Here is a 22,271-nt window from a genome sequence, read left to right on the forward strand (position 1 = left end):
AGCGCTGCCATGCCCGCCCCCGCCCCTCGGGAGGGTGTGCACGGCCGCGCTGTAGACGGTGCAGGCGAGGCCTTTTCTGGCACGGGGCCGCCGGCATTGGACTTAAGATCGTCCGCAGTGCCGCCCCAGCCTCCCACCTCCCCGCCAGCAACCGCATCCCTGTCCGACCGCTCCGCCGAGACGGACGGCACCGTAGGGCTGGTCGTTGCATTCATCGTCCTCACCGTGCTCACGCTGGTGGCCAGCAACGTCTGGCTGGCCTGGCGCAGCTATGGCAAGGAGATCGCGCTGGCGCAGGAGTCCACGCGCAACATCGCCCATGCCGTATCGCAGCAGTTCGACAGCCTGTTCTCGGACGTGGACCGGGCGCTGGAAACCATCACGTTCCAGATCGAGCGGGGCGACCTGTCGCGCACGTCCATCGAGGAACTCCAGCCCATGCTGGTCAACATCCTCAGCCGCAGCGACCACCTGCATTCGCTGTTCGTGTTCGACCGCGAGGGCCTGTCGGTCATCAACACCCAGCCCACGCGCCCGTCCACGCTGCGCAACAACGATCGGCCGTATTTCGTCGCACACCTGGCCAGCCCCAGCACGCAGACGCTGATCGGCGCGCCGCTGGCGGGGCGGTCCACCGGGACGCATGTCATTCCGGTGTCGCGCCGCATCAACGACTTCGACGGCCAGTTCGCGGGGGTGGTCCTGGCCAGCGTGCGGATCGACTACGTGCTCGGCATGCTGCAAGGCTTCGAGGTGGGCGACGAGGGCGCAATCGCCCTGACGCTGAACAACGGTGCGATCCTGACGCGGCGCCCGTTCTCCGCAGCGGACCTGCACCGCAGCCTGGCCGACAGCCCCATCTTCACCGTGCAGCGCACGGCGCGGGCGGGCACCTTGCGCATGAATTCGCCCATCGACGGCGTGCGCCGGCTGGTGGGCTTCGAGCACACCAAGAACCACCCGCTGGTGGTCGCCGTGGCGCGGGCGGAGCGCGAGATCTTCGAAAGCTGGTGGCATGCCCTGGCGGTGCAGACGGCCACCGTGGTGCTGATGGCGGTGCTCATCGGCCTGTCGGGCCGGTACCTCGTGGTGGTGATACGCCAGCGCCGCGACGCCCAGGGCGAGCTGCGTGCGGCCCACCAGGACCTGCTTGCCGCGAACGAGCGCCTGTGGCATCTGGCCGAGCACGATGGGCTGACCGGTGTGCTCAACCGCCGGGCTTTCGACGCCCGCGGGGCGTCCATCGCCGCGCACTGCGCGCGCTACCGGCGCGGGGTGTCGCTGGTGCTGTTCGACGTGGACCACTTCAAGGCCTACAACGACCATTTCGGCCACCAGAGCGGCGACGACTGCCTGCGGGCCGTGGCCCGCGCGCTGGCCGGGGCTGCCCGCCGCCCGGGTGACGTGGTGGCCCGCTACGGCGGCGAGGAGTTCGTCGTCGTGCTGCCCGAAACCGATGAGGCCGGCGCGGCCGCCATGGCCGAGAACGCGCTGCAGGCCGTGCGCGCCTTGCGCATCTCGCACCCGCAGAGCCCGCTGGAGATCGTGACGGTGAGCGCAGGGGGCGCCACCGTCGTCTGCGGACCGGAGACTTCGGCCGCGATCGACGTGCTGCTGCAGCAGGCGGACCGGGCGCTCTATACCGCCAAGCACGACGGGCGCAACGCCTACCGCGCGTTCACAGACCCCACGTTCCCGGTCTGAGGCCCGGCGATTGCCGTTCCATGCCGCGCCGACCCGTGCGTTCGGCAGGCGCGATGCCGGCGCGCCGGGGCTGGGCGGCATCCCGAAATGCTATGTAAAAGATAGCTCGCTGCGCTTGCTGTGCAATGAATTCAATGTCATATGGTCTTGAAATGCTTTGCTGGAGAGCGCAAGACGCTCTCTTTTTTGATGCGCCGTGCGGCCGCCTCCGCATGCTGCAACCTGCTTGTGGACCAGCCGCACGCCGCCAACCGCCTGGCATCCATGGGCGCATTGGCGCCCCCGTGGCCTTCCGCACGCCGCCCGCCTGGCGGGCCTAGGCAGGCCGCTGGGGCGCCTCGCGCGGCACGCGGACCACGAAGGTCGCGCCGCTGCCCATGCCGCCGGACGGCCCCTCCAGCGTGATGCGGCCGCCCAGCATCTCCGTGACGAGCTGGTGCGTGATGTGCAGCCCCAGTCCGGTGCCTCCCCCGCGGCGGTGGGTGGTGAAGAACGGGTCGAAGATGCGGGCCCGGTTCTCGGCCGGGATGCCCGTGCCGTCGTCCGAAACGCGGATCACCACATGCTCGGGCCCGTCGGCAGTGGCCTGGATGGCGATCTGCCCGTGGCCCCGGCCTTCGAAGGCATGGGTCAGCGCGTTGCCCAGCAGGTTGGACACGACCTGCTCCAGCGGACCGGGGTAGCTGTTCATCGCCAGACCGGGCTGCAGGTCCAGGTGCAGCGCGATCGGGTGGTGGGCCGGCCATTTCCGCAGCCGCGGATCGGCGTCGCGCAGCGTCTCGGCCAGATCGAAGCTGCGCCGCTCCAGGGTCGTGCGGTCGACGGCCACCTGCTTGAAGCGCTGCACGATGCCGGCCGCGCGCCGGATGGATGCGTCCGACAGCTCCAGCGCGGCCCGCGCCTGGACGAGGAAGCGCTCCAGATCGGATTTGCGCAGCCCGACGTCCAACTGTTCCTGCAGCTGCCGCAGCTGTTGCTGCACGGTGCTGAGCGACAGGCCGGCGCTGCCCAGCGGTGTGTTGAGCTCGTGGGCCACGCCGGCCACCATCAGCCCCAGCGAGGACAGCCGCTCGGCCCGGGCCAGATCGGCCTGCACGGTGCGCAGGTTCTCGTTGGCTTCCTGCAGCGCGGCGTTGGTGCGCCGCAGTTCGTCGGACTGGCGCTCTTCCTCGATCAGCGTGCGGGCGCCGTGCCAGGTCAGCCGCAGGCCGAAGTAGAGCACGCAGGCCAGCACGGCCAGCAGCACTATGCGCGCACGCCAGCCGGCTTCCAGGGCCGCCTCGGCCGGTATCTGCACCGCCACGCGCAGGTCCAGGTCGCTGACCAGCCGGGTGCGCTCCTCGCTGGCGGAGGCGCCGGCCTGGCTGATCTGCAGCCGCGCGAAGAGCCAGTCGCCCGTGGCGTCGCTGAACTGGCCGCGCGGCTCCACGGCCATGGCCTGCCACAGCGCCGGGTGGCTGTAGGCGACCGTGCGCTCGGGCCGGCCGAGCTGCCAGGCCCAGCTGTCCTGCGCACGGGGTGCCTGCAGCCAGTAGCCGGCACTGTTGGCCAGATAGACGTTGAGCTGGTGCCGCTTGCCCAGCTGCGTGAGCCGGTCCAGCAGCCGCGCCGCGCGGTAGTTGATGGCCACCAGGCCCTGCACGGTGCCATCGCGGTGCACGGGCGTGACCATCCGGAGCGTGGGTTCATGCGGCCGTTCCACCACGCCGTTCTCGACGTTCAGGTCCAGCGGAGACAGGTAGAGGGTGTCCGCCGGCAGCTCGATGCCCAGGCGGAAGTAGGGCCGGTCGGCCTTGTTCTGCAGCTCCGCCTGCGGCACCAGCCGCGGGGCGGCGCCCCGCGTGTTCACGCGCACGCGCTCCTGGCCCTGGGTGTCGATCCAGCGCACCTGGTCGTAGGCGCCGGCGCTGCGCGCAAAGGTCAGGAACAGCTGCGACGCGGCATCGGACTCGGGCCGCAGCGGCGCGGCCAGGTCCGCCAGCAGGACGACGTCCTGGCGCACGCTGCCCAGGGTGCGCTGCAGGATGTCCAGCGTCTCGAAGAGGATGCTGTCGCGGGTCCGCAGCAGGGGCGCGCGGGCCGTCTGGTCGAGCTCGTTCCACAGCCACGGGAAGCCCACCAGCACCGCGGCGACCCAGGGCGCGAGCAGCAGGAGGAAGCGCCGGCGCACGGCGGGCGGCAGGGCCCGGAACTGGGCCAGCACCTGGGCCGCCGGCAGCGCCGGACGCGGAATGCGGCTCATGCGCCGGCGCGCACGCCGCGCATCCGTGACCGGAACCGCTCCAGCGGCTCGGGCCGGGCGAAGAGGTAGCCCTGCGCCATATGGCAGCCGCGCGCGCGCAGCCAATCGGCCTGCGCCTGGGTCTCCACGCCTTCGGCCAGCACCCGCATGTGGAAGCGCCGGCCCAGGTCGACGATCATGTCGGCCACCATGAGGTCGCCGGGCACCACGCCGATCTCGTGCGTGAAGCAGCGGTCGAGCTTGAGCGTCTGCGCGGGCATCGAGCGCAGGTGCGCGAGCGACGAGTAGCCGGTGCCGAAGTCGTCGATGGCGATGGAGATGCCGGCGTCGCGCAGCACCCGCAGGGCCCGGCCGTTGGACTCGTAGTCGCGGATGGCCGCCGTTTCGGTGATCTCGACTTCCAGCCGCTCGGGCGCCACGCCGTGGTCCCGCACGATGGCGATGAACTCCTGCACGAAGTCGCGGTGGGCCATCTGCAGGGGGGACACGTTGACGGCGATGGACAGGTCTTCGATGCCGTCGCCCTGCAGCTGCACCAGCGCCTGGCAGGCCAGGTGCAGCACCTGCCGTCCCATCGGCACGATCAGGCCATTGGCCTCGGCCATGGGGATGAAGTCGGTCGGCGGGATGCGCGTGCCGTCCGGCCGCGTCCAGCGGGCCAGCGCCTCGGCGCTGACGATGCGGCCGGTGTTCAGCTCGATCTGCGGCTGCAGCTCGATGCTGATCTCGTTGCCGTGCAGCGCGTGGTACAGCTCCCGGGAGCGCGTGAAGCGCTGGTCCGTCTCACGCTCCAGGCCGGGGGTGTATTCGATCATCTCCTGCGTGCCCTGCGACTGCGCGCGCCGCAGCAGCAGCGTGCCCATGGCCATGGCGCTGCGGGCCGAGCCCTGGAAGCAGTCCAGGTCGATGCGCGCCGCCCGCACGCTGATGAACGCGGGGTGCACCGAAGCGTCCGGGTCCAGCGTCTCCAGGTCGTCGATCCGCTCCTGCAGCAGCAGGCTGCTGTGGCCCAGGATGGCGAAGGTGTCGTCGTACAGGCGCGCGACCACCGTCGGGGCCGGGAAGACGGCGCTCAGCCTTCGCGCCATCTTCTGCAGCATCAGGTCGCCCTGTTCGATGCCCAGGGACAGGCAGCTGGCCGAGTACTGGTCCAGCTCGACGAAAAGCAGGGCGCGGTCGCGGGGCGCCGGCACCTCGAGCACCTGTTCCAGCGTGCGCAGCAGCGCATTGCCGTTGGGCATGGCCAGCAGCGGGTCTTCATAGGCGGTGCGGTCTAGCCGGCTGGTGAGCGCGACGTTGATGAGGCCCGAGTTGATGTTGGTGGCGAAGACGTGCAGGAGTTCGCGCTCGGTGGAGTCGAGCGGGCGGCCCGTGGCGAGGTAGGTCGCCGCATGCGGCCCGTGCTCCGCGCCGCCGAAGAACAGCACCTGCCGGGTGCCGGTTTCCACGTTACGGCGCTGGGTGAGGGCGCTGACCAGCAGGTTCCGCACTGCCTCGTCGGGCAGCAGCGCCAGCGGCTGGTTCACTGCGAAACCGAGGCGGCCCGATGCGCCCACGATGCGTGCGGCCTCCGGCAGCGGGTTGAGCCCGTCTTCCTGCACGCAGACCAGCCCTTCGGAGTCCAGTTGCAGCAGCCGCGCCAGCTCCTGCATCATGCGCTGGGAGAACTCCTTGAGATTGCCCGCGCGGCTCAGGCTGTTGCTGGCCTCCACGATGCACTGCAGCCCGCGCCGGGCCTGTCCCAGCGCGCGGATCTGGGACCAGGTCCGCAGGTTGCTGTTGAGCACCCCCTGCAGGCGGTCGAGCTTCAGGTCGGTCTTGAGCCAGTAGTCGCTGATGTCGAGCGCGCTGAGCGTGTGCTCCATCGGCGCCATGCCGGGCTGGCCGGTGACGAGCACGATGCGCACCTCGGCGTTGCCCAGCACTTCGCGCACGCTGCGCACCAGGCGCAGGCCGGCGTCGTCGGTTTCCATCACCACGTCCAGCAGCACCACGGCCACGTCGGGCGTGGTGCTCAGCACCCGGGCCGCATCCATGGCCGAACACGCGGTGAGGATCTGCACCCGCGCCCCCTGGAACCGGAAGCTCTCCAGGGCCAGGATGAGGGAGTTCTGGAAGGCGGGGTCGTCGTCGACCGTCAGCACCTTGAGGGCCGGGGGGCGGTAGACGTCGTGGCCGGGTGGCTCCTCCTTGGGGGAAGGGCCGACTTCGGGCGCGAACAGGAAAGCCTCCTCCTGGGGGTCGGTCCCGCGGTGCGGGGCGCTTGACACCATGCTGCATCCTCCACTGCTGGCCGGGCGGTCGCTGCGGGCGGCCTGGAATCCGGCGTTGTTGTGCTCCGTTTCTGCGGGGGCCGCCCACCGCCCGGAGTCAGCCAACGGCGCGAAGTGCACGTGGATTCCTCCCGGCAGGGCCAGACTGCGGCGTCTACATGCCCGCCGAAGCGGTGGCGCGAGGGGAGGAAAGGGGAACGGTAGGACCCGTGGGGCCGTCCCGATGCTGTTGATTCGCCTCCCAGCGTCGCTGCTCCGCGTCATGGCACGTAGCGCTTTGTTGTTCTTGTATAGGGGCAGCCTATCCTTTGCCCCATGTCGATGTCAATGCCCTGTAGGCGCCTGGGAGACTGGCAGGGCGCGCGCCACCTCAGTCAGGGATAAAAAGAGGCTCCATCCCTTGCGGGATCAGCGCTTCCAGCTATGGAGTTTGATTGTCGGGCGCGCCCGATGGACGGGCCTCGGACGGCAGGTCGATGGGTTCTGCCTCGGCACTCGGGCCGCGGGACAGGCGGAAATGGCCGCGCCCGGCGCGTTTGGCGGCATACATGGCGGCGTCGGCGCCGCGCGCCAGTTCCTCGAAGTCCCGGCCGTCCTGCGGGTACAGGGCGATGCCGCCGCTCAGGCTGATGGCGCGGTGGTGGCCCTGCAGATCGAAAGGCTGGGCCATGGCGGCCATCAGCTTGCGTGCGACCACGCAGGCCTGCTCGGCATGGTCTAGCGCCGGCAGCAGCACCACGAATTCATCGCCGCCCTGGCGGCAGACGGTGTCGGATTGCCGCACCGCGGCGGTGAAGCGCTGCGCGACCTGCTGCAGCAGCACGTCGCCCGCATCGTGGCCCAGCGTGTCGTTGACCTGCTTGAAACCGTCGAGGTCGATGTACATCAGCGCCAGGCTGCGCCGGTCGCGCACCGCGTGCGCGATGGCCTGCTGCGCGCGGTCCTGCAGCAGCAGGCGGTTGGGCAGGTCGGTCAGGCTGTCGTACTGGGCGAGGTGCTCCATGCGCCGTGTGAGCGCCATGGATTCGGTAACGTCCCGCAGCACCATGACCGCCCCGGTGACGAGACCGTTGCGGTCGGTGATGGGGCTGGCGGACTCCTCGATCTCGATGTGGCGGCCGTCCCGCCGGCGCAGGACCACGCCGCGCTGCGCCGCATGACCCGCGCCTTCCGTCAGCGCGCGCTGGATGGGGCTGGGGTTCTGGGCCTGGGCGGCGGGCCACTGCAACGGGGCGATCAGATCCACATGCTGCCCCGACGCGTGGAACGCCTGCCATCCCGTCATAGCTTCGGCGACCGGATTGATGTAGGTGATATGGCCCTGGGCGTCGGTGCAGATCACGGCGTCGCCGATGGACTGCAGGGTCAGGCGCACGAGTTCCTTCTCTTCGAACAGCAGATCCTCCATGCGCTTGCGTTCCGTCAGGTCGTCGACCTGCACGAAGAAGCCCTGCACGCGGGAGCCGTCGAAGTCCGGCACGTAGGAGACCAGCACGTGGATTTCCTTGCCGGACGGCAGCCGGACCGAGCGTTCGAAGACCTGTTTCTGGCCTTGCAGCGCCTGTTCCACATGGACGCGGACCTGGGCGTATTGCCGGTCACCCATCACGTCGGGCAGGCGGCGCGTGCGCAGATCCGCCGCGGAGGCGCCCAGCCACTGCAGATAGGCCTCGTTGGCGAAGCGATTGTGAAGATCGCTGTCCCAGTAGGCCACGAACGACGGGAGGTTGTTGAGGATGGTCAGCAGGTCGCGTTCGGCCTGGCGCAGCTGGGCGCTGACGGCCTGGCGCCGGTTCAGTTCGCGGACAAAAAGCAGCGTCAGCCCGATCGAGGACGCCATCAGCAGCACGGTGAAGCCGCCGAGGATCAGCGCGCTGCGCCGCCAGGGTGCCAGGATGGTGTCGACGGACTGGGCCACGCTCACGACCAGCGGGTACCCCTGCACACGCCGGAAGGCGTGCATGCGGCGCGTGCCGTCCACCGTGTCGGCGCTCGTGAAGGAGCCGCTCTCCGCAGCGAACACCCGCTCCAGATGGGCCTTGTCCACCGTGACGGTGCCCAGGATGGCTTCGTTGCGTGGTGCGGTGGCGATGGTCACGCCATCGGCACGCCAGAGGTCCACGCGGCTCGTCGCACCGATGTCGACGGAGGCGAACAGCTCGTCGAAGTATTTGACGCGGATGGAACCCACCACGACGCCCGCGAAGCGCCCTGCATCGTCGAAGTAGGCGCGGCTCAACGGCAACGAAAGCACATTGCCCGCCAGCCGGGCCCGGATCGGCGCGCCGATGTAGAGCCCCTGGACGCGGCCTTCCTGGTGGACCTTGAAGTACTCCCGGTCCCGCACGTTCCCCTTGCGCGGCACCTCGGTGGCGGAATCCATGATGATGTCGCCCTGTGCGTTCACCACCACCACGGAGCCCAGGCCCCGCGTGCGCAGCGAGCTGTCGAACAGCAGCGTGCGCAGCACGGGCGGGGGGAGGGAACGCAAGTCCGCCCGCCCCAGGCCGTTGACGATGCCATCCAGGGAGTGCCCGAACCCGTCGACCGTCCGCCCGATGTTCTGCTCGATCGTGTGCGCCAGCGTCTTGTTGGTCTGCAGCGCGTAGGTCCACTGGCTGTCCCGCAGCGTCAGGATGGTCTTGGCGAACAGCCCGCCAATGCCCGCGGACAGCACCAGTGCCAGCAGGATGTATTGGCGGGAAGACAGGTTGCGCATCGAAACGAAAAAGGCAGGGTGCCGGAATGTTCGACCCCACGGAAGCGCCGCCCAACACAACGCGGGATCCGCGTGCGCGAGGAGAGGAGTCGAGCGGATGGCGGCTTACTTGGGCGTCGAAGTCTGGACGGGTGGGCGCGGAGGGGCGAACAGGTCCCAGGTGGCGATGAAGAGGGCCGCGATCACCGGTCCGATCACGAAGCCCGTCAGCCCGAACAGTGCCATGCCGCCCAGGGTGGAGATCAGCACGATGTAGTCGGGCATCTTCGTGTCCTTGCCCACCAGCACCGGGCGCAGCACGTTGTCGACCAGCCCGATCACGAACACGCCGAAAGCCGCCAGGACGGCGCCTTGCCAGAGGGCGCCCGTGGCGAAGAAATAGATGGCCACAGGGCCCCAGATGAGCCCTGCGCCCACGGCGGGCAGCAGGGACAGAAACGCCATGAGCACCCCCCAGAGCACGGGACCCTGGATGCCCAGGATCCAGAAGATCAGCCCACCCAGCGCCCCTTGCGAGGCCGCCACGACGATGTTGCCCTTGACGGTGGCGCGGATCACGGTGGTGAACTTGCTGCTCAGCTGGCGCTTGTGCCCGTCGTCCAGCGGAACGGCCTCGCGGATGCGCGTGCCCAGCTCGGCGCCATCGCGCAGCAGGAAGAACAGCAGGTACAGCATGATGCCGAAGCTCACGACGAACTGCAGCGTGTTCTGGCCCAGGTCCAGCGCCTTGGTGGCCAGCACCTGGCTGGCCTGCACGCCCACGGAGGACAGCCGCGCCTCCAGCTCGGCGGCCGAGGTGAGGTTGAACCGGTCGAGCAGCGACACGACCCAGGCGGGCAGGGCGGAGATCACCTGCTGGAAGTAGGCGCCGAAGCTCATCTGGCCCGAGCGCAAACGCTCGTACACCAGCCCCGCCTCCTGCACGAGCGAGATGCCGATCAACGTCGTCGGCAGGATCACGATCACCAGGCAGACGACCAGGGTGGTGAGGGCCGCCAGGTTCCTGCGCCGCGGCATCTTGCGCAGCAGGCGGCGGTGCAGGGGGGCGAACAGGATCGCGAGGACGATGCCCCAGAAAACCGCACCGTGGAAGGGCCACAGAATCGCCAGAAAGGCCAGCGTCACGGCGATGAGAAGAAGCAGGAGCGTACGGCTCTGGAGGGTCGGGGTGTTCATGGCCTGGAAACGGTGGCGATACCGGCAAATGTAAGCGAGGCGGGACCGCCTGTAACCTGCGCGGGCCGCACGCGGCGGTGTTCAGTGGCACAATATCCACCGCAACCCCCGGCCCTTCCACAGCCACAGTCGCATCCGCCAACCGGTTCAGCCGTGACGCGGGAGGTTTACCAACCAACTAAAACTCCCCCAAGGGGAGTGAAGGTCAGCGGAACATGAGCGAACAGACATCCGTCTACCAAGCCTACCAGGGCAATACGTATCTTTTCGGCGGCAATGCGCCCTATGTCGAAGAGATGTACGAGAACTATCTGGCCAATCCCGGCAGCGTGCCGGACACGTGGCGCGAGTACTTCGACGCGCTGCAGCACGTGCCAGCGGTGGACGGCAGCAACGCCAAGGACGTCCCCCATCTCCCGGTCATCAACGCATTCGCCGAACGCGCCAAGCAGGGCGGCACCAAGGTCGTCGTGGCCTCGGGCGCTGACTCCGAACTCGGCCGCAAGCGCACCGCCGTTCAGCAGCTGATCGCTGCCTACCGCAACGTGGGCCAGCGCTGGGCGGACCTCGATCCCCTCAAGCGCACCGAGCGCCCCGCGATTCCGGAACTGGAGCCGTCCTTCTACGGCTTCACCGATGCCGACCAGGAAACCGTGTTCAACACCAGCAACACGTTCTTCGGCAAGGAGTCCATGACCCTGCGCGAGCTGATGAACGCGCTGCGTGAAACCTACTGCGGCACCCTCGGCGTGGAGTTCATGTATGCGTCCGAGCAGAACCAGAAGCGCTGGTGGCAGGAAAAACTGGAAACCATCCGCAGCAAGCCCAGCTTCGGTGCCGAGAAGAAGAAACAGATCCTCGATCGCCTGACGGCCGCCGAAGGCCTGGAGCGCTTCCTCCACACCAAGTACGTCGGCCAGAAGCGTTTCTCGCTGGAAGGTGGCGAGAGCTTCATCGCCGCGATGGACGAACTGATCCAGTCCGCCGGCTCCAAGGGCGTGCAGGAAATCGTGATCGGCATGGCCCACCGCGGCCGCCTGAACGTGCTGGTCAACACCCTGGGCAAGATGCCCAAGGACCTGTTCGCCGAGTTCGACCACACCGCCCCTGAAGATCTGCCTTCGGGCGACGTGAAGTACCACCAGGGTTTCAGCTCCGACGTCTCCACGCCTGGCGGCCCGGTGCACCTGTCGCTGGCCTTCAACCCGTCCCACCTGGAAATCGTGAACCCCGTCGTGGAAGGCTCCGTGCGCGCTCGCATGGACCGCCGCGCCGACCCGCACGGCAAGCAGGTGCTGCCCGTGCTGGTGCACGGCGATGCGGCCTTCGCCGGCCAGGGCGTGAACCAGGAAACCCTGGCGCTCGCACAAACCCGTGGCTATTCCACGGGCGGCACGGTGCACATCATCATCAACAACCAGATCGGCTTCACCACGTCCGACCCCCGCGATGCGCGCTCCACGCTGTATTGCACGGACATCGTGAAGATGGTCGAGTCGCCCGTGCTCCACGTGAACGGCGACGATCCCGAAGCCGTGGTGCTGGCCACCCAGCTCGCCCTCGAATTCCGCATGGAATTCCAGAAGGACGTCGTGGTCGACATCATCTGCTTCCGCAAGCTGGGCCACAACGAGCAGGACACCCCCGCGCTCACCCAGCCGCTGATGTACAAGAAGATCGGCGCCCACCCCGGCACGCGCAAGCTGTACGCCGACAAGCTGGCCACGCAAGGCCTGGGCGAATCGCTGGGCGACGACATGGCCAAGGCCTACCGCGCCGCCATGGACGCGGGCAAGCACACGGTCGACCCGGTGCTGACCAACTTCAAGAGCAAGTACGCGGTGGACTGGAGCCCCTTCCTGGGCAAGAAGTGGACCGATGCCGGTGACACGGCCATTCCGCTGGCCGAGTGGAAGCGCCTGTCCGAGAAGATCACCACCATCCCCGAAGGCGTGACGCCGCACCAACTGGTCAAGAAGGTGTACGACGACCGCGCCGCCATGGGCCGTGGCGACATTCCTGTGGACTGGGGCATGGGCGAGCACATGGCCTTCGCCTCGCTGGTGGCCAGCGGCTTCCCGGTGCGCCTGTCGGGCGAGGACTGCGGCCGTGGCACGTTCACGCACCGCCACTCGGTCATCCATGACCAGAAGCGCGAGAAGTGGGACATCGGCACCTATGTGCCTTTGCAGAACGTGAGCGAGAACCAGGCTCCGTTTGTCGTGATCGACTCCATCCTGTCCGAAGAGGCGGTGCTGGGCTTCGAATACGGCTACGCCTCCAACGATCCCAACACCCTGGTGATCTGGGAAGCCCAGTTCGGCGACTTCGCCAACGGTGCCCAAGTCGTGATCGACCAGTTCATCGCCTCGGGCGAAGTGAAGTGGGGCCGCGTCAACGGCATCACGCTGATGCTGCCGCACGGCTACGAAGGCCAAGGCCCTGAGCACAGCTCGGCGCGCCTGGAGCGCTTCATGCAACTGGCCGCCGACGCCAACATGCAGATCGTTCAGCCCACCACGGCCAGCCAGATCTTCCACGTGCTGCGTCGCCAGATGGTCCGCCACCTGCGCAAGCCGCTGGTCATCATGACGCCGAAGTCGCTGCTGCGTAACAAGGATGCGACTTCGCCGCTGTCCGAGTTCACGAAGGGCGCCTTCCAGACAGTGATCCCCGAGCAAAACGCCGCCATCGACAAGAAGGCCGACAAGGTCAAGCGCGTGATCGCCTGCTCCGGCAAGGTGTACTACGACCTGGTCAAGAAGCGCGAAGAGAAGGAAGCCGACGACGTGGCGATCATCCGCGTCGAGCAGCTCTACCCCTTCCCGCACAAGGCTTTTGGCGCCGAGCTGAAGAAGTACCCCAACGCCACGGACATCGTGTGGTGCCAGGACGAGCCGCAGAACCAGGGCGCCTGGTTCTTCGTGCAGCACTACATCCACGAGAACATGCTCGATGGCCAAAAGCTCGGTTATGCCGGTCGCGCAGCTTCGGCTTCGCCGGCCGTGGGTTATGCCCACCTGCACCAGGAGCAGCAAAAGGCCCTGGTCGAGGCGGCATTTGCCAAGCTCAAGGGCTTCGTGCTGAACAAGTAAGTCGTACCGTCCCCGGTATCACGCAGAACACACATCTGACCGAAAGAAATCCAAATGGCTATCGTAGAAGTCAAAGTCCCCCAACTGTCCGAGTCCGTGGCCGAAGCCACCATGCTGCAGTGGAAGAAGAAGCCCGGCGAAGCCGTGGCCATCGATGAGATCCTGATCGAGATCGAAACCGACAAGGTCGTGCTGGAGGTGCCCGCACCTTCCGCCGGCGTGCTGGCCGAGATCGTGGTGGCAGACGGCGGCACGGTCGTGTCCGACCAGCTCATCGCCAAGATCGACAGCGAAGGCAAGGCCGGCGCCGCCGCGCCCGCTCCTGCAGCCGCCGCAGCGCCTGCCCCCTCGGCAGCGCCGGCAGCCGCTGCTGCACCGGCTGCCGCCGGCGGCTCCAAGGGCGACGTCGCCATGCCTGCTGCCGCCAAGCTGCTGGCCGACAACAACATGGCCGTGTCGGACGTGTCCGGTTCGGGCAAGGACGGCCGCGTGACCAAGGGTGACGTGCTGGCCGCCGTGGCCGGTGGCGCCAAGCCGTCGGCAGCACCCAGCACCATTCCCACGGGCGTGCCCACCAAGGCTCTGCCGCAAGTGGCGGCGCCAGCTGGCAAGGAAGACCTGAGCGGCCGCCCCGAGCAGCGCGTGCCCATGAGCCGCCTGCGTGCCCGCGTGGCCGAGCGTCTGCTGCAATCGCAGTCGACCAACGCCATCCTGACCACGTTCAACGAAGTGAACATGGCCCCGGTGATGGATCTGCGCAAGAAGTTCCAGGACTCCTTCACCAAGGAACACGGCACCAAGCTGGGCTTCATGTCCTTCTTCGTGAAGGCCGCCGTGCACGCACTCAAGAAATACCCCGTGCTGAACGCCTCGGTGGACGGCAACGACATCGTCTACCACGGCTACTTCGACATCGGTATCGCCGTGGGTTCGCCGCGCGGTCTGGTGGTGCCCATCCTGCGCAACGCAGACCAGATGAGCTTCGCCGACATCGAGAAGAAGATTGCCGAGTTCGGCAAGAAGGCTGCCGAAGGCAAGCTGGGCATCGAAGAGATGACCGGCGGCACCTTCTCCATCTCCAATGGCGGTACGTTCGGCTCGATGATGTCCACCCCCATCATCAACCCGCCGCAGTCGGCCATCCTGGGCGTGCACGCCACCAAGGACCGTGCCGTGGTCGAAAACGGCCAGGTCGTGGTGCGTCCGATGAACTACCTGGCCATGTCCTATGACCACCGCATCATCGACGGCCGCGAAGCCGTGCTGGGCCTGGTGGCCATGAAGGACGCGCTGGAAGATCCGTCGCGCCTGCTGTTCGACATCTGATGGAACAACCCCCTGAGGCGCTTTGCGCCTTCCCCCCTTCTCTCGAATGGCTGCGCCATTCGGGAAGAGGGACACCGCCAGCGCTCGCAAGTGAAACGCCGCTGCGCAGCTTGAGCGTCCCTTGCGCGGCGGTCGCTGGCCTGGGCCGCGAGTGCTTCAAGGGCAGGGGGCGGCGTCTGACGCCACGAAGACCAAGACACCCTGACGGACCCACATGTGTGGCTGGCTCATCAGCCGGCCCCGCAGTGGGTCTTTCTTCAACTGACAGAGTGAGATTCACATGAGCAAACAATTCGACGTGATCGTCATCGGCGGTGGCCCTGGCGGCTATGTGGCTGCCATCCGCGCCGCCCAACTGGGCTTCAACGTGGCCTGTATCGACGAGTGGAAGAACGACAAGGGCGGCCCGGCACTGGGCGGCACCTGCACGAACGTGGGCTGCATTCCCTCCAAGGCGCTGCTGCAGTCGTCCGAACATTTCGACCACGCCAACCACCACTTCGCCGACCATGGCATCGAAGTGAAGGGTGTGAGCATGGACGTGGGCAAGATGATCGCCCGCAAGAACACCGTCGTGAAGCAGAACAACGACGGCATCCAGTACCTGTTCAAGAAGAACAAGATCACCTTCTTCCACGGCCGTGGTTCCTTCGTGAAGGCCGCCGAAGGCGGCTACGAGATCCAGGTGGCCGGCAAGGACACCGAAACCCTCACGGGCAAGCAGATCATCGTCGCCACGGGCTCCAACGCCCGCGCGCTGCCGGGCGTGCCGTTCGACGAGGAGAACGTGCTGTCCAACGACGGCGCGCTGCGCATCGGTGCCGTGCCCAAGAAGCTGGCCCTGATCGGCTCCGGCGTGATCGGCCTGGAAATGGGTTCCGTGTGGCGCCGCCTGGGCGCGGACGTGACCGTGCTGGAAGGCCTGCCCACGTTCCTGGGCGCGGTGGACGAGCAGATCGCCAAGGAAGCGAAGAAGGCCTTCGACAAGCAGGGCCTGAAGATCGAACTCGGTGTGAAGGTCGGCGAGATCAAGGCCGGCAAGAAGGGCGTGAACGTCGCCTACACCAATGCCAAAGGCGAGGCCGTGTCGCTGGACGCTGACAAGCTCATCGTCTCCATCGGCCGTGTGCCCAACACCATCGGCTTGAACCCCGAAGCGGTGGGCCTGCAGCTGGACGAGCGCGGCGCCATCGTGGTGGACGCCGACTGCAAGACCAACCTGCCTGGCGTGTGGGCCGTGGGCGACGTGGTGCGTGGTCCGATGCTGGCGCACAAGGCTGAGGAAGAGGGCGTTGCCGTTGCCGAGCGCATCGCAGGCCAGCACGGCCACGTGAACTTCAACACCATTCCCTGGGTGATCTACACCAACCCCGAGATCGCATGGGTGGGCCGCACGGAGCAGCAGCTCAAGGCCGACGGCGTGAAGTACAAGGCCGGCACGTTCCCGTTCCTGGCCAACGGCCGCGCACGCGCGCTGGGTGACACGACCGGCATGGTGAAGATGCTGGCCGATGCCACCACGGACGAGATCCTGGGCGTGCACATTGTCGGCCCGATGGCCAGCGAACTGATCGCCGAGTGCGTCGTGGCGATGGAATTCAAGGCCAGCGCGGAAGACATCGCGCGCATCTGCCATGCCCATCCCTCGCTCTCGGAAGCGACCAAGGAAGCCGCTCTGGCGGTGGACAAGCGCACGCTCAACTTCTGAGCGGGGCCGCTGGCCGCGGGCCTTGCCGCTTCGGCGGCGGGCTCGCAGCTTTTGAGGTCAAATTGGCTGCTAGCGCTTACCCATCAAGCGCTAGCAGCTATTGTTTTTATAGTTCTGGAGTGCGTGCGTGAACGTCAAGCAGGCATACGAGGCCGAGCTGGCCGCCAAAGGGTTCAAGAGCGATCCGGCACAGATGCGTGCCGTGGAGGCCCTGCAGCGCTGTGCCGATGACTGGGCGTCATACAAGGAGCGCCGCTCCAACGCGCTGAAGAAGCTCATCAACCGCCCCGAGGTGCCGCGCGGCGTGTACATGTACGGCGGCGTGGGCCGGGGCAAGAGCTTCCTCATGGACTGCTTCTTCAATGCCGTGCCCATTCGGCGCAAGGTGCGGCTGCATTTCCACGAGTTCATGCGCGAAGTGCACCGCGAACTGCACGCGCTGCAGGGCACGCAGAACCCCTTGGACGTGCTCGGCGCCAACATCGCCAAGCGCTACAAGCTGATCTGCTTCGACGAGTTCCACGTGGCCGACATCACGGACGCCATGATCCTGCACCGGTTGCTGGTGGCACTGTTCGAGAACGGCGTGGGCTTCGTGACCACCTCCAACTTCAAGCCGGACGGGCTGTACCCCGACGGGCTGCACCGTGACCGCATCCTGCCTGCCATTGCGCTGCTGAACGAGCGCATGGAGGTGATCAACGTCGACAACGGCACCGACTACCGCCGCCGCACGCTGGAACACGTCCAGCTGTACCACACGCCGCTCGGCCCGCAGGCCGATGCGGAAATGGCCAAGGCCTTCGGCCAGCTGGCCGAAGTACGCGACGAAGACCCCGTCCTGCACATCGAAGCGCGCGAGATCCGTGCGCGCCGCAAGGCCGGTGGCGTGGTGTGGTTCGACTTCGACGTGCTGTGCGGCGGCCCGCGCTCGCAGAACGACTACCTGGAGATCGCCTCTCAGTTCCACACCGTGCTGCTCTCCAACGTGCCGTACATGCCGGTATCGATGGCATCACCCGCCCGCCGCTTCACCTGGCTGATCGATGTGCTCTACGATCGGCGCGTGAAGCTGATCCTCTCTGCTGCCGTGCCGCCCGAATCGCTGTACACCGAAGGGCCACTGGCGCACGAGTTCCCCCGGACGGTGTCTCGCCTCAACGAGATGCAGTCCCAGGAGTTCCTGGCCCTGGAGCGCCGGGTGGTCGACACGGGGCTGACCTGATGATGAAACCGATGTTTTCCATGACGCTGGCCGCGACGCTGCTGATGGGTACGGCTGCCGCCTCCCATGCTTCCGGGCCCGCAGGCGTGGCCGCAGCCTCGGCCCCCACGGGGGATGCGCAGAGCCGCGAGGCCGAGCGCCAGTCCATCCGCAGTGCGCGGCAGGCGCTGGAGCAACGCCGTCTGCAGGAGGAGTCCGCGTGCTACCAGAAGTTCGTGGTGGAAAGCTGCCTGCGCGAGGTGCGCGCCCGCACCCGCATTGAGGACGCCGCGTTCCGTGAGCGCGAGGTGGCGCTGAACGATGCCGACCGCCGTGAGAAGGCCGCGGGCCGGCTGCGTTCCATCGAGGAGAAGAAGCAGGAACAGCAGGCGCAGCAAGCCGCAGGCGAGCGCCCGGCCGGCATGACGGGCTCACCCCGCGACACGGCCGCCAACAGGGCGAAGGAGCAGGCCACGCGGGCCGATGAGGCCCGCCAGCGGGCCGCCCGACAGCAGCAGCGCCAGGCCGCGCACGATGCCAACCAGGCGGCGCGCGCGGCGGAGGAACCGTCGAGAGTCCAGCAGTCCCGCGAGCGTTTCGAAGCCAAGCAGCAGGCGGCAGAAGAACGGCGCGCCCGGCGCGAGAAGGCGAACGCCGAGGCTGCAGCGTCCGGGCGTACGCCGCCCCGCCCGCTACCGGCGCCTGGCAATGCACCAGCGCCGGCGCCTGCTGCCGCACCTGCCAGCGCACCCTGATCGCACCACCTTTCGGCCGCCCTAGGGAGCGGTGCACTGACCGGTGTTCAAAGGCAGAGCCTCGGTGGCCTGCCAACCGCCAAGTCGGCCGCTTCTGCAGACAGTTAGCTGCCGGCCGGGGCCTGTTCAGGCCCTAGATCAGTGCCCGCCCGGCGTCCTGGGCTTTGCGGTTTCCGTGAGTGCCTCGATCTTCACGACCGCCAGCGACAGGTTGTCGCCTCCGCCCCGGGCGCGTGAGCGGGCCTTGTCGATGAGGAATTCGGTCGCCTCGCGGGGGGTGAGCTGGTCCAGCACCGCCCCCAGCTCCGCAGGCGAGAAGTAGTGCCAGATGCCATCGCTGCAGGCCAGCAAGGTGTCACCGGGCTGCAGCCTCGGAATCAGGTGCATGGTCACCGGCGGGTCGCTTTCGGTACCCAGGCATCCCACCAGGATGTTGGATTGCGGATGGGTATTGGCCTCCGCCTCGGTGATCTCGCCGCGGTCTACCAACGCCTGAACGTAGGAATGGTCGTTGGTGCGGAATACCAGCCGCGCACCCTGGAAATGGTAGATCCGCGAATCGCCCGCATGGGCCCAGTGGCAGTCGCCGCCCGGGTTGATCAGGAACGCCGCCATGGTGCTGTGCGGCTCCTGCTCGGCCGAGATGGCGGTGAGGCGAATCACGACATGTGCTTCCTCGACCATGTGTTTCAGTACAGCGGCCGGGTCGTCCGTTTCGGGTGCGTAGCGCTCAAACAGCTGCCTGGCCGTCAGCATGACCTGGTCTGATGCCTTGCGGCCCCCGCTGCGTCCCCCCATGCCGTCCGCCACCACCCCGAGCACACAGCCGTTCACCCGCGGATGGGCGAAAAGAGCCACCTGGTCCTGTTGGTATTCCCGGTCACCTTTGTGTATTCCGGTGGAGGCGATGAGGCGAAACGCTTTCGTCATGTATCGAATTGTGCGTGGCGCCCGGGCCCGGTGGCGGTGCGGCGGGGGCGCAGTCCGTATTATTCGGTTGGGTGCGTGGTTTTTTTGCCATGCTTTGCGCTACCTTCCCGGCCTTTTGCCGCCCTTCGATTTGTTGCTCCATCCCCTTGTCCTCGTGTTTGCCGGCCCTACCGCGGGCCTTGCGGGAGCCGGTCCATGCCGCTGAGAGAGGCCGTATCCGCGGTCTTCGCCCCGGATGGGCCTTTGTCTCGGGCGCACGCCCAGTTTCGCTCTCGGCCGGGCCAGACGGAGATGGCGTGCGCAATTGCCGACACCATCGAAGAAGGCGGCGCATTGGTGGTGGAGGCGGGAACGGGCGTGGGAAAGACTTTTGCCTATCTGGTGCCCGCCTTGTTGAGTGGGGAACGCGTGGTGGTCTCCACCGCCACGAAGGCTTTGCAGGACCAGCTCTTTTCCCGCGACCTGCCGCGGGTGATCCAGGCGCTCGGGGTGACGGCCCGAACGGCCCTGCTCAAAGGCCGCTCGAGCTACCTCTGTCTGCACCGGCTGGAGCAAGCACGTCCGGGTCTGGGCGGACGGGCCGATGCGCTCGCCGCGGCCCTCGCCAGCGTCGAGCACTGGGCCCAGGCCACTCAGTCCGGCGATCTGGCGGAACTGCCGGGGCTGGATGAGCGTTCCCCCGTCATCCCGCTGGTCACGTCCACCCGGGAGAACTGCCTCGGCTCGGCGTGTCCCCGGTTTGCGCAATGCCATGTGAACCTGGCCCGGCGAGAGGCGCTGGCCGCAGACGTGGTGGTCATCAACCACCACTTGTTCTTCGCCGACGTGGCGGTGCGCGAGTCCGGCATGGCGGAACTGCTGCCGTCGGTGCGGGTGGTACTCTTCGACGAGGCCCACCAGCTGAATGAAACGGGCGTGCAGTTCCTGGGTGTCCAACTCGGGACCGGACAGTTGCTCGACTACGCGCGCGACCTTCTCACGGCGGGTTTGGACGGTGCGCAGGGATTTCGCGACTGGCCTGCACTGGCTGCCGACATCGACCACGCCGCCCGCGATCTGCGCATAGCCGCCGGGCCGGTGGAGGGCGCTGCCCGCCGGGCCTGGCAGGAGGCTGTTCCCGAGCGCACCGAACCTGTCGCCTGGACGCGCGCCCTGCAGGATCTGGTCGCTGCACTGCGGGCTGCCCTGGCAGCGTTGGACGCCGTCGCCGGCACGGCGCCGGATTTCACCCGGCTGCATGAGCGGACCGTGGTGCTGCTGGAGCGTCTGGTGGCCTTTGCGCAGGATTGCGGGACGCAATCGGTCCGCTGGCTGGACGTGGGAACGCAACTGCGGCTGGTCGAGTCGCCGCTGGACATTGGCTTGGCCCTGCAGGGCCTGTGGGCACCGGCGGCGCCAGAGCCGTCCGCCTGGGACGAGGGCGGCGGGCCTTCGGACGCTTCAACGGGCCCGCGGGGCCGCAGCTGGATCTTCACGTCCGCCACGCTGGGCGATGACCCGGCCCTGCGGTGGTTCACCGAGCCGTGCGGTCTGCAGCATGCCAGGACGCTGCAGGTGCCGAGCCCGTTCGACTACGCGCGGCAGTCTGCCCTGTACATTCCGCTGGACTTGCCCCGGCCTGCTGATCCGGCCCACTCGGTGCGGCTGGCCGATTGGGCGGGCGACGCCATCGCCCGCCTGGGTGGCCGGACCCTGCTGCTGACCACGACATTGCGCTCCCTGCACGTGATCGGGACGGCCCTGCGGCAGCGCTTTCCCATGGGCTCCGGCATCGACGTGCTGGTGCAGGGTGAGGCCGGCAAGCGCCAGATCATGGAACGCTTCCGCCAGGCGGAAGATGCTGTAGAGGGGGGCATGGGCTTAGCGCAGGGCTGTGTGCTGGTGGCGTCCGCTTCGTTCTGGGAAGGGCTCGACGTGCCCGGCGATGCGCTGCAGCTGCTGATCGTCGACAAGCTGCCGTTCCCGCCGCCCGGAGATCCGTTGGTGGATGCCCGCACGCGCCAGCTCGAGCAGGAAGGGCGCAGTGCGTTCAAGGACTTCGCCCTGCCCGAAGCGGCCGTGGCCCTCAAGCAAGGGGCGGGGCGGCTCATACGCACCGAGACCGATAGCGGGGTCCTCGTGGTGGCAGACACCCGGCTTGCAACGATGGGATACGGCAAACGGCTGCTCAGGGCGCTTCCACCCATGCAGCGCTTGCAGACCCAGGAGGCGTTTGACGCCGCGCTGGACGCCCTGCGCCAGGGCTAGCCGGCGCCTTGGGCCATTACCAGAGCTTCCACCAGGGATCGTCCTTCGATCTGAAGCCATCACGCATGTACTGGCTGTTGGGATAGGACGCCGTCATCACCCGGCGTGCGTCGTCCCGCAACTGCGTCATGCCCAGTGCATCGTACGACTGGATCAGGATGTAGAGCGCCTCTTCCAGCGCTGGCACGTCCTTGTAGTCGGCCAGTGCGATCTGGGCCCGGTTGATGGCGGCCACGTAGGCGCCACGTTGGTAGTAATACCGTGCCACGTGCACTTCGTACTGCGCGAGCGAGTTGACGATGTACGTCATGCGCTGTTGCGAATCCTTGGCGTAGCGGGAATCCGGGAAGCGCGTCACCAGTTCGCGGAAGGATTCGAAGGAGTCCTTGGCGGCCTTCTGGTCACGTTCCGAAAGATCCTGCCGGGACACCCAGGCGAACAGCCCCAGGTTGTCGTTGAAATTAACCAGGCCCTTGAGGTACAGGGCGTAATCGTAGGCCGGGCTGGCGGGGTGCAGCTTCATGAAGCGGTCCAGAGTGGCCACAGCCTGTACCTTTTCGCCTGCCTTGTACTGGGCATAGGCCTTGTCCAGCTGCGCCTGCTGGGCGAGGGCGGTGCCGGCAGCGCGTCCCTCAAGCTTTTCGAACAGCGGCACGGCCTTGTCGAAGGCGCCGCTGTTGAGTTCGTCCCGCGCTTCGGAATAGATCTTGTCGGGGCTCCAGCCGGCCGTCTTGTCCTCCGGGGTGCTGGAGCAACCTGCCACGAGGCCGGCGGCCAACAGGACGGACAACAAGGGCAGGGGGGAGCGCACCATGGCAGCAGCTTTCTGGCAGTTAAGAGGCATCGTCATTGCAGCGGTTTTGGCCGATGGCGGCCGGTTCTGCAGCCCACC

Annotated in this window: 13 protein-coding genes; 7 read left to right on the forward strand and 6 right to left on the reverse strand. The window is 67.5% G+C overall.

Annotated features, from left to right (window positions below):
- Positions 1–117 precede the first annotated feature (117 nt).
- A complete protein-coding gene (locus QE399_RS15660) occupies positions 118–1,704 on the forward strand; it encodes a sensor domain-containing diguanylate cyclase (RefSeq protein WP_309830058.1) in 1,587 nt (528 codons plus the stop codon).
- A 316-nt stretch (positions 1,705–2,020) separates the two neighbouring features.
- Here the strand turns inward: QE399_RS15660 and QE399_RS15665 are convergent, their stop codons facing one another.
- The 4 genes from QE399_RS15665 to QE399_RS15680 all read right to left on the reverse strand — a co-directional run bounded on the left by QE399_RS15665 (position 2,021) and on the right by QE399_RS15680 (position 10,114).
- The gene (locus tag QE399_RS15665; RefSeq protein ID WP_309830060.1) at positions 2,021–3,946 is read right to left on the reverse strand and encodes an ATP-binding protein; all 1,926 of its coding nucleotides are present in this window, start codon (positions 3,944–3,946) and stop codon (positions 2,021–2,023) included.
- Positions 3,943–6,219 carry a GGDEF/EAL domain-containing response regulator gene (locus tag QE399_RS15670; protein ID WP_309830062.1) on the reverse strand — a complete coding sequence of 759 codons (2,277 nt, stop codon included), beginning with the start codon at positions 6,217–6,219 and terminating at the stop codon, positions 3,943–3,945. The genes QE399_RS15665 and QE399_RS15670 overlap by 4 nt, the downstream gene beginning before the upstream one ends.
- A gap of 421 nt (positions 6,220–6,640) precedes the next feature.
- Positions 6,641–8,938: a bifunctional diguanylate cyclase/phosphodiesterase gene (locus QE399_RS15675; protein WP_309830064.1), complete on the reverse strand. Its 2,298-nt coding sequence runs from the start codon at positions 8,936–8,938 to the stop codon at positions 6,641–6,643.
- Between the two features lie 105 nt (positions 8,939–9,043).
- Positions 9,044–10,114 (reverse strand): AI-2E family transporter, encoded by a 1,071-nt coding sequence (locus QE399_RS15680; RefSeq protein ID WP_309830066.1) that lies wholly within the window; start codon positions 10,112–10,114, stop codon positions 9,044–9,046.
- A gap of 215 nt (positions 10,115–10,329) precedes the next feature.
- Between QE399_RS15680 and QE399_RS15685 the strand changes: the two genes are divergently transcribed.
- The 5 genes from QE399_RS15685 (at position 10,330) to QE399_RS15705 (ending at position 18,202) form a co-directional block, all read left to right on the forward strand.
- Positions 10,330–13,209: a 2-oxoglutarate dehydrogenase E1 component gene (locus tag QE399_RS15685; protein WP_309830067.1), complete on the forward strand. Its 2,880-nt coding sequence runs from the start codon at positions 10,330–10,332 to the stop codon at positions 13,207–13,209.
- A gap of 54 nt (positions 13,210–13,263) precedes the next feature.
- Positions 13,264–14,535, forward strand: coding sequence for a 2-oxoglutarate dehydrogenase complex dihydrolipoyllysine-residue succinyltransferase (odhB, locus tag QE399_RS15690; RefSeq protein WP_309830069.1), 1,272 nt, complete (start codon positions 13,264–13,266; stop codon positions 14,533–14,535).
- A gap of 280 nt (positions 14,536–14,815) precedes the next feature.
- Entirely contained in the window at positions 14,816–16,243 is a 1,428-nt protein-coding gene (gene lpdA / locus QE399_RS15695; protein WP_309830071.1) for a dihydrolipoyl dehydrogenase, read from the forward strand.
- 127 nt (positions 16,244–16,370) lie between these two features.
- Positions 16,371–17,468: a cell division protein ZapE gene (gene zapE, locus QE399_RS15700; RefSeq protein WP_309830073.1), complete on the forward strand. Its 1,098-nt coding sequence runs from the start codon at positions 16,371–16,373 to the stop codon at positions 17,466–17,468.
- Entirely contained in the window at positions 17,468–18,202 is a 735-nt protein-coding gene (locus QE399_RS15705; RefSeq protein ID WP_309830075.1) for a hypothetical protein, read from the forward strand. The genes zapE and QE399_RS15705 overlap by 1 nt, the downstream gene beginning before the upstream one ends.
- A gap of 138 nt (positions 18,203–18,340) precedes the next feature.
- On the opposite strand, the gene QE399_RS15710 is transcribed toward QE399_RS15705, so the two are convergent.
- On the reverse strand, positions 18,341–19,132 hold the full coding sequence (locus QE399_RS15710; RefSeq protein ID WP_309830077.1) for a PP2C family protein-serine/threonine phosphatase: 792 nt from the start codon (positions 19,130–19,132) through the stop codon (positions 18,341–18,343).
- 195 nt (positions 19,133–19,327) lie between these two features.
- Between QE399_RS15710 and QE399_RS15715 the strand changes: the two genes are divergently transcribed.
- Positions 19,328–21,379: a DNA repair helicase YoaA gene (locus QE399_RS15715; RefSeq protein WP_309830078.1), complete on the forward strand. Its 2,052-nt coding sequence runs from the start codon at positions 19,328–19,330 to the stop codon at positions 21,377–21,379.
- Between the two features lie 16 nt (positions 21,380–21,395).
- On the opposite strand, the gene QE399_RS15720 is transcribed toward QE399_RS15715, so the two are convergent.
- Positions 21,396–22,193, reverse strand: coding sequence for an outer membrane protein assembly factor BamD (locus QE399_RS15720; protein WP_309830080.1), 798 nt, complete (start codon positions 22,191–22,193; stop codon positions 21,396–21,398).
- Positions 22,194–22,271: the final 78 nt, after the last annotated feature.

It is taken from the genome of Paracidovorax wautersii, assembly GCF_031453675.1.
Lineage (GTDB): Bacteria > Pseudomonadota > Gammaproteobacteria > Burkholderiales > Burkholderiaceae_C > Paracidovorax.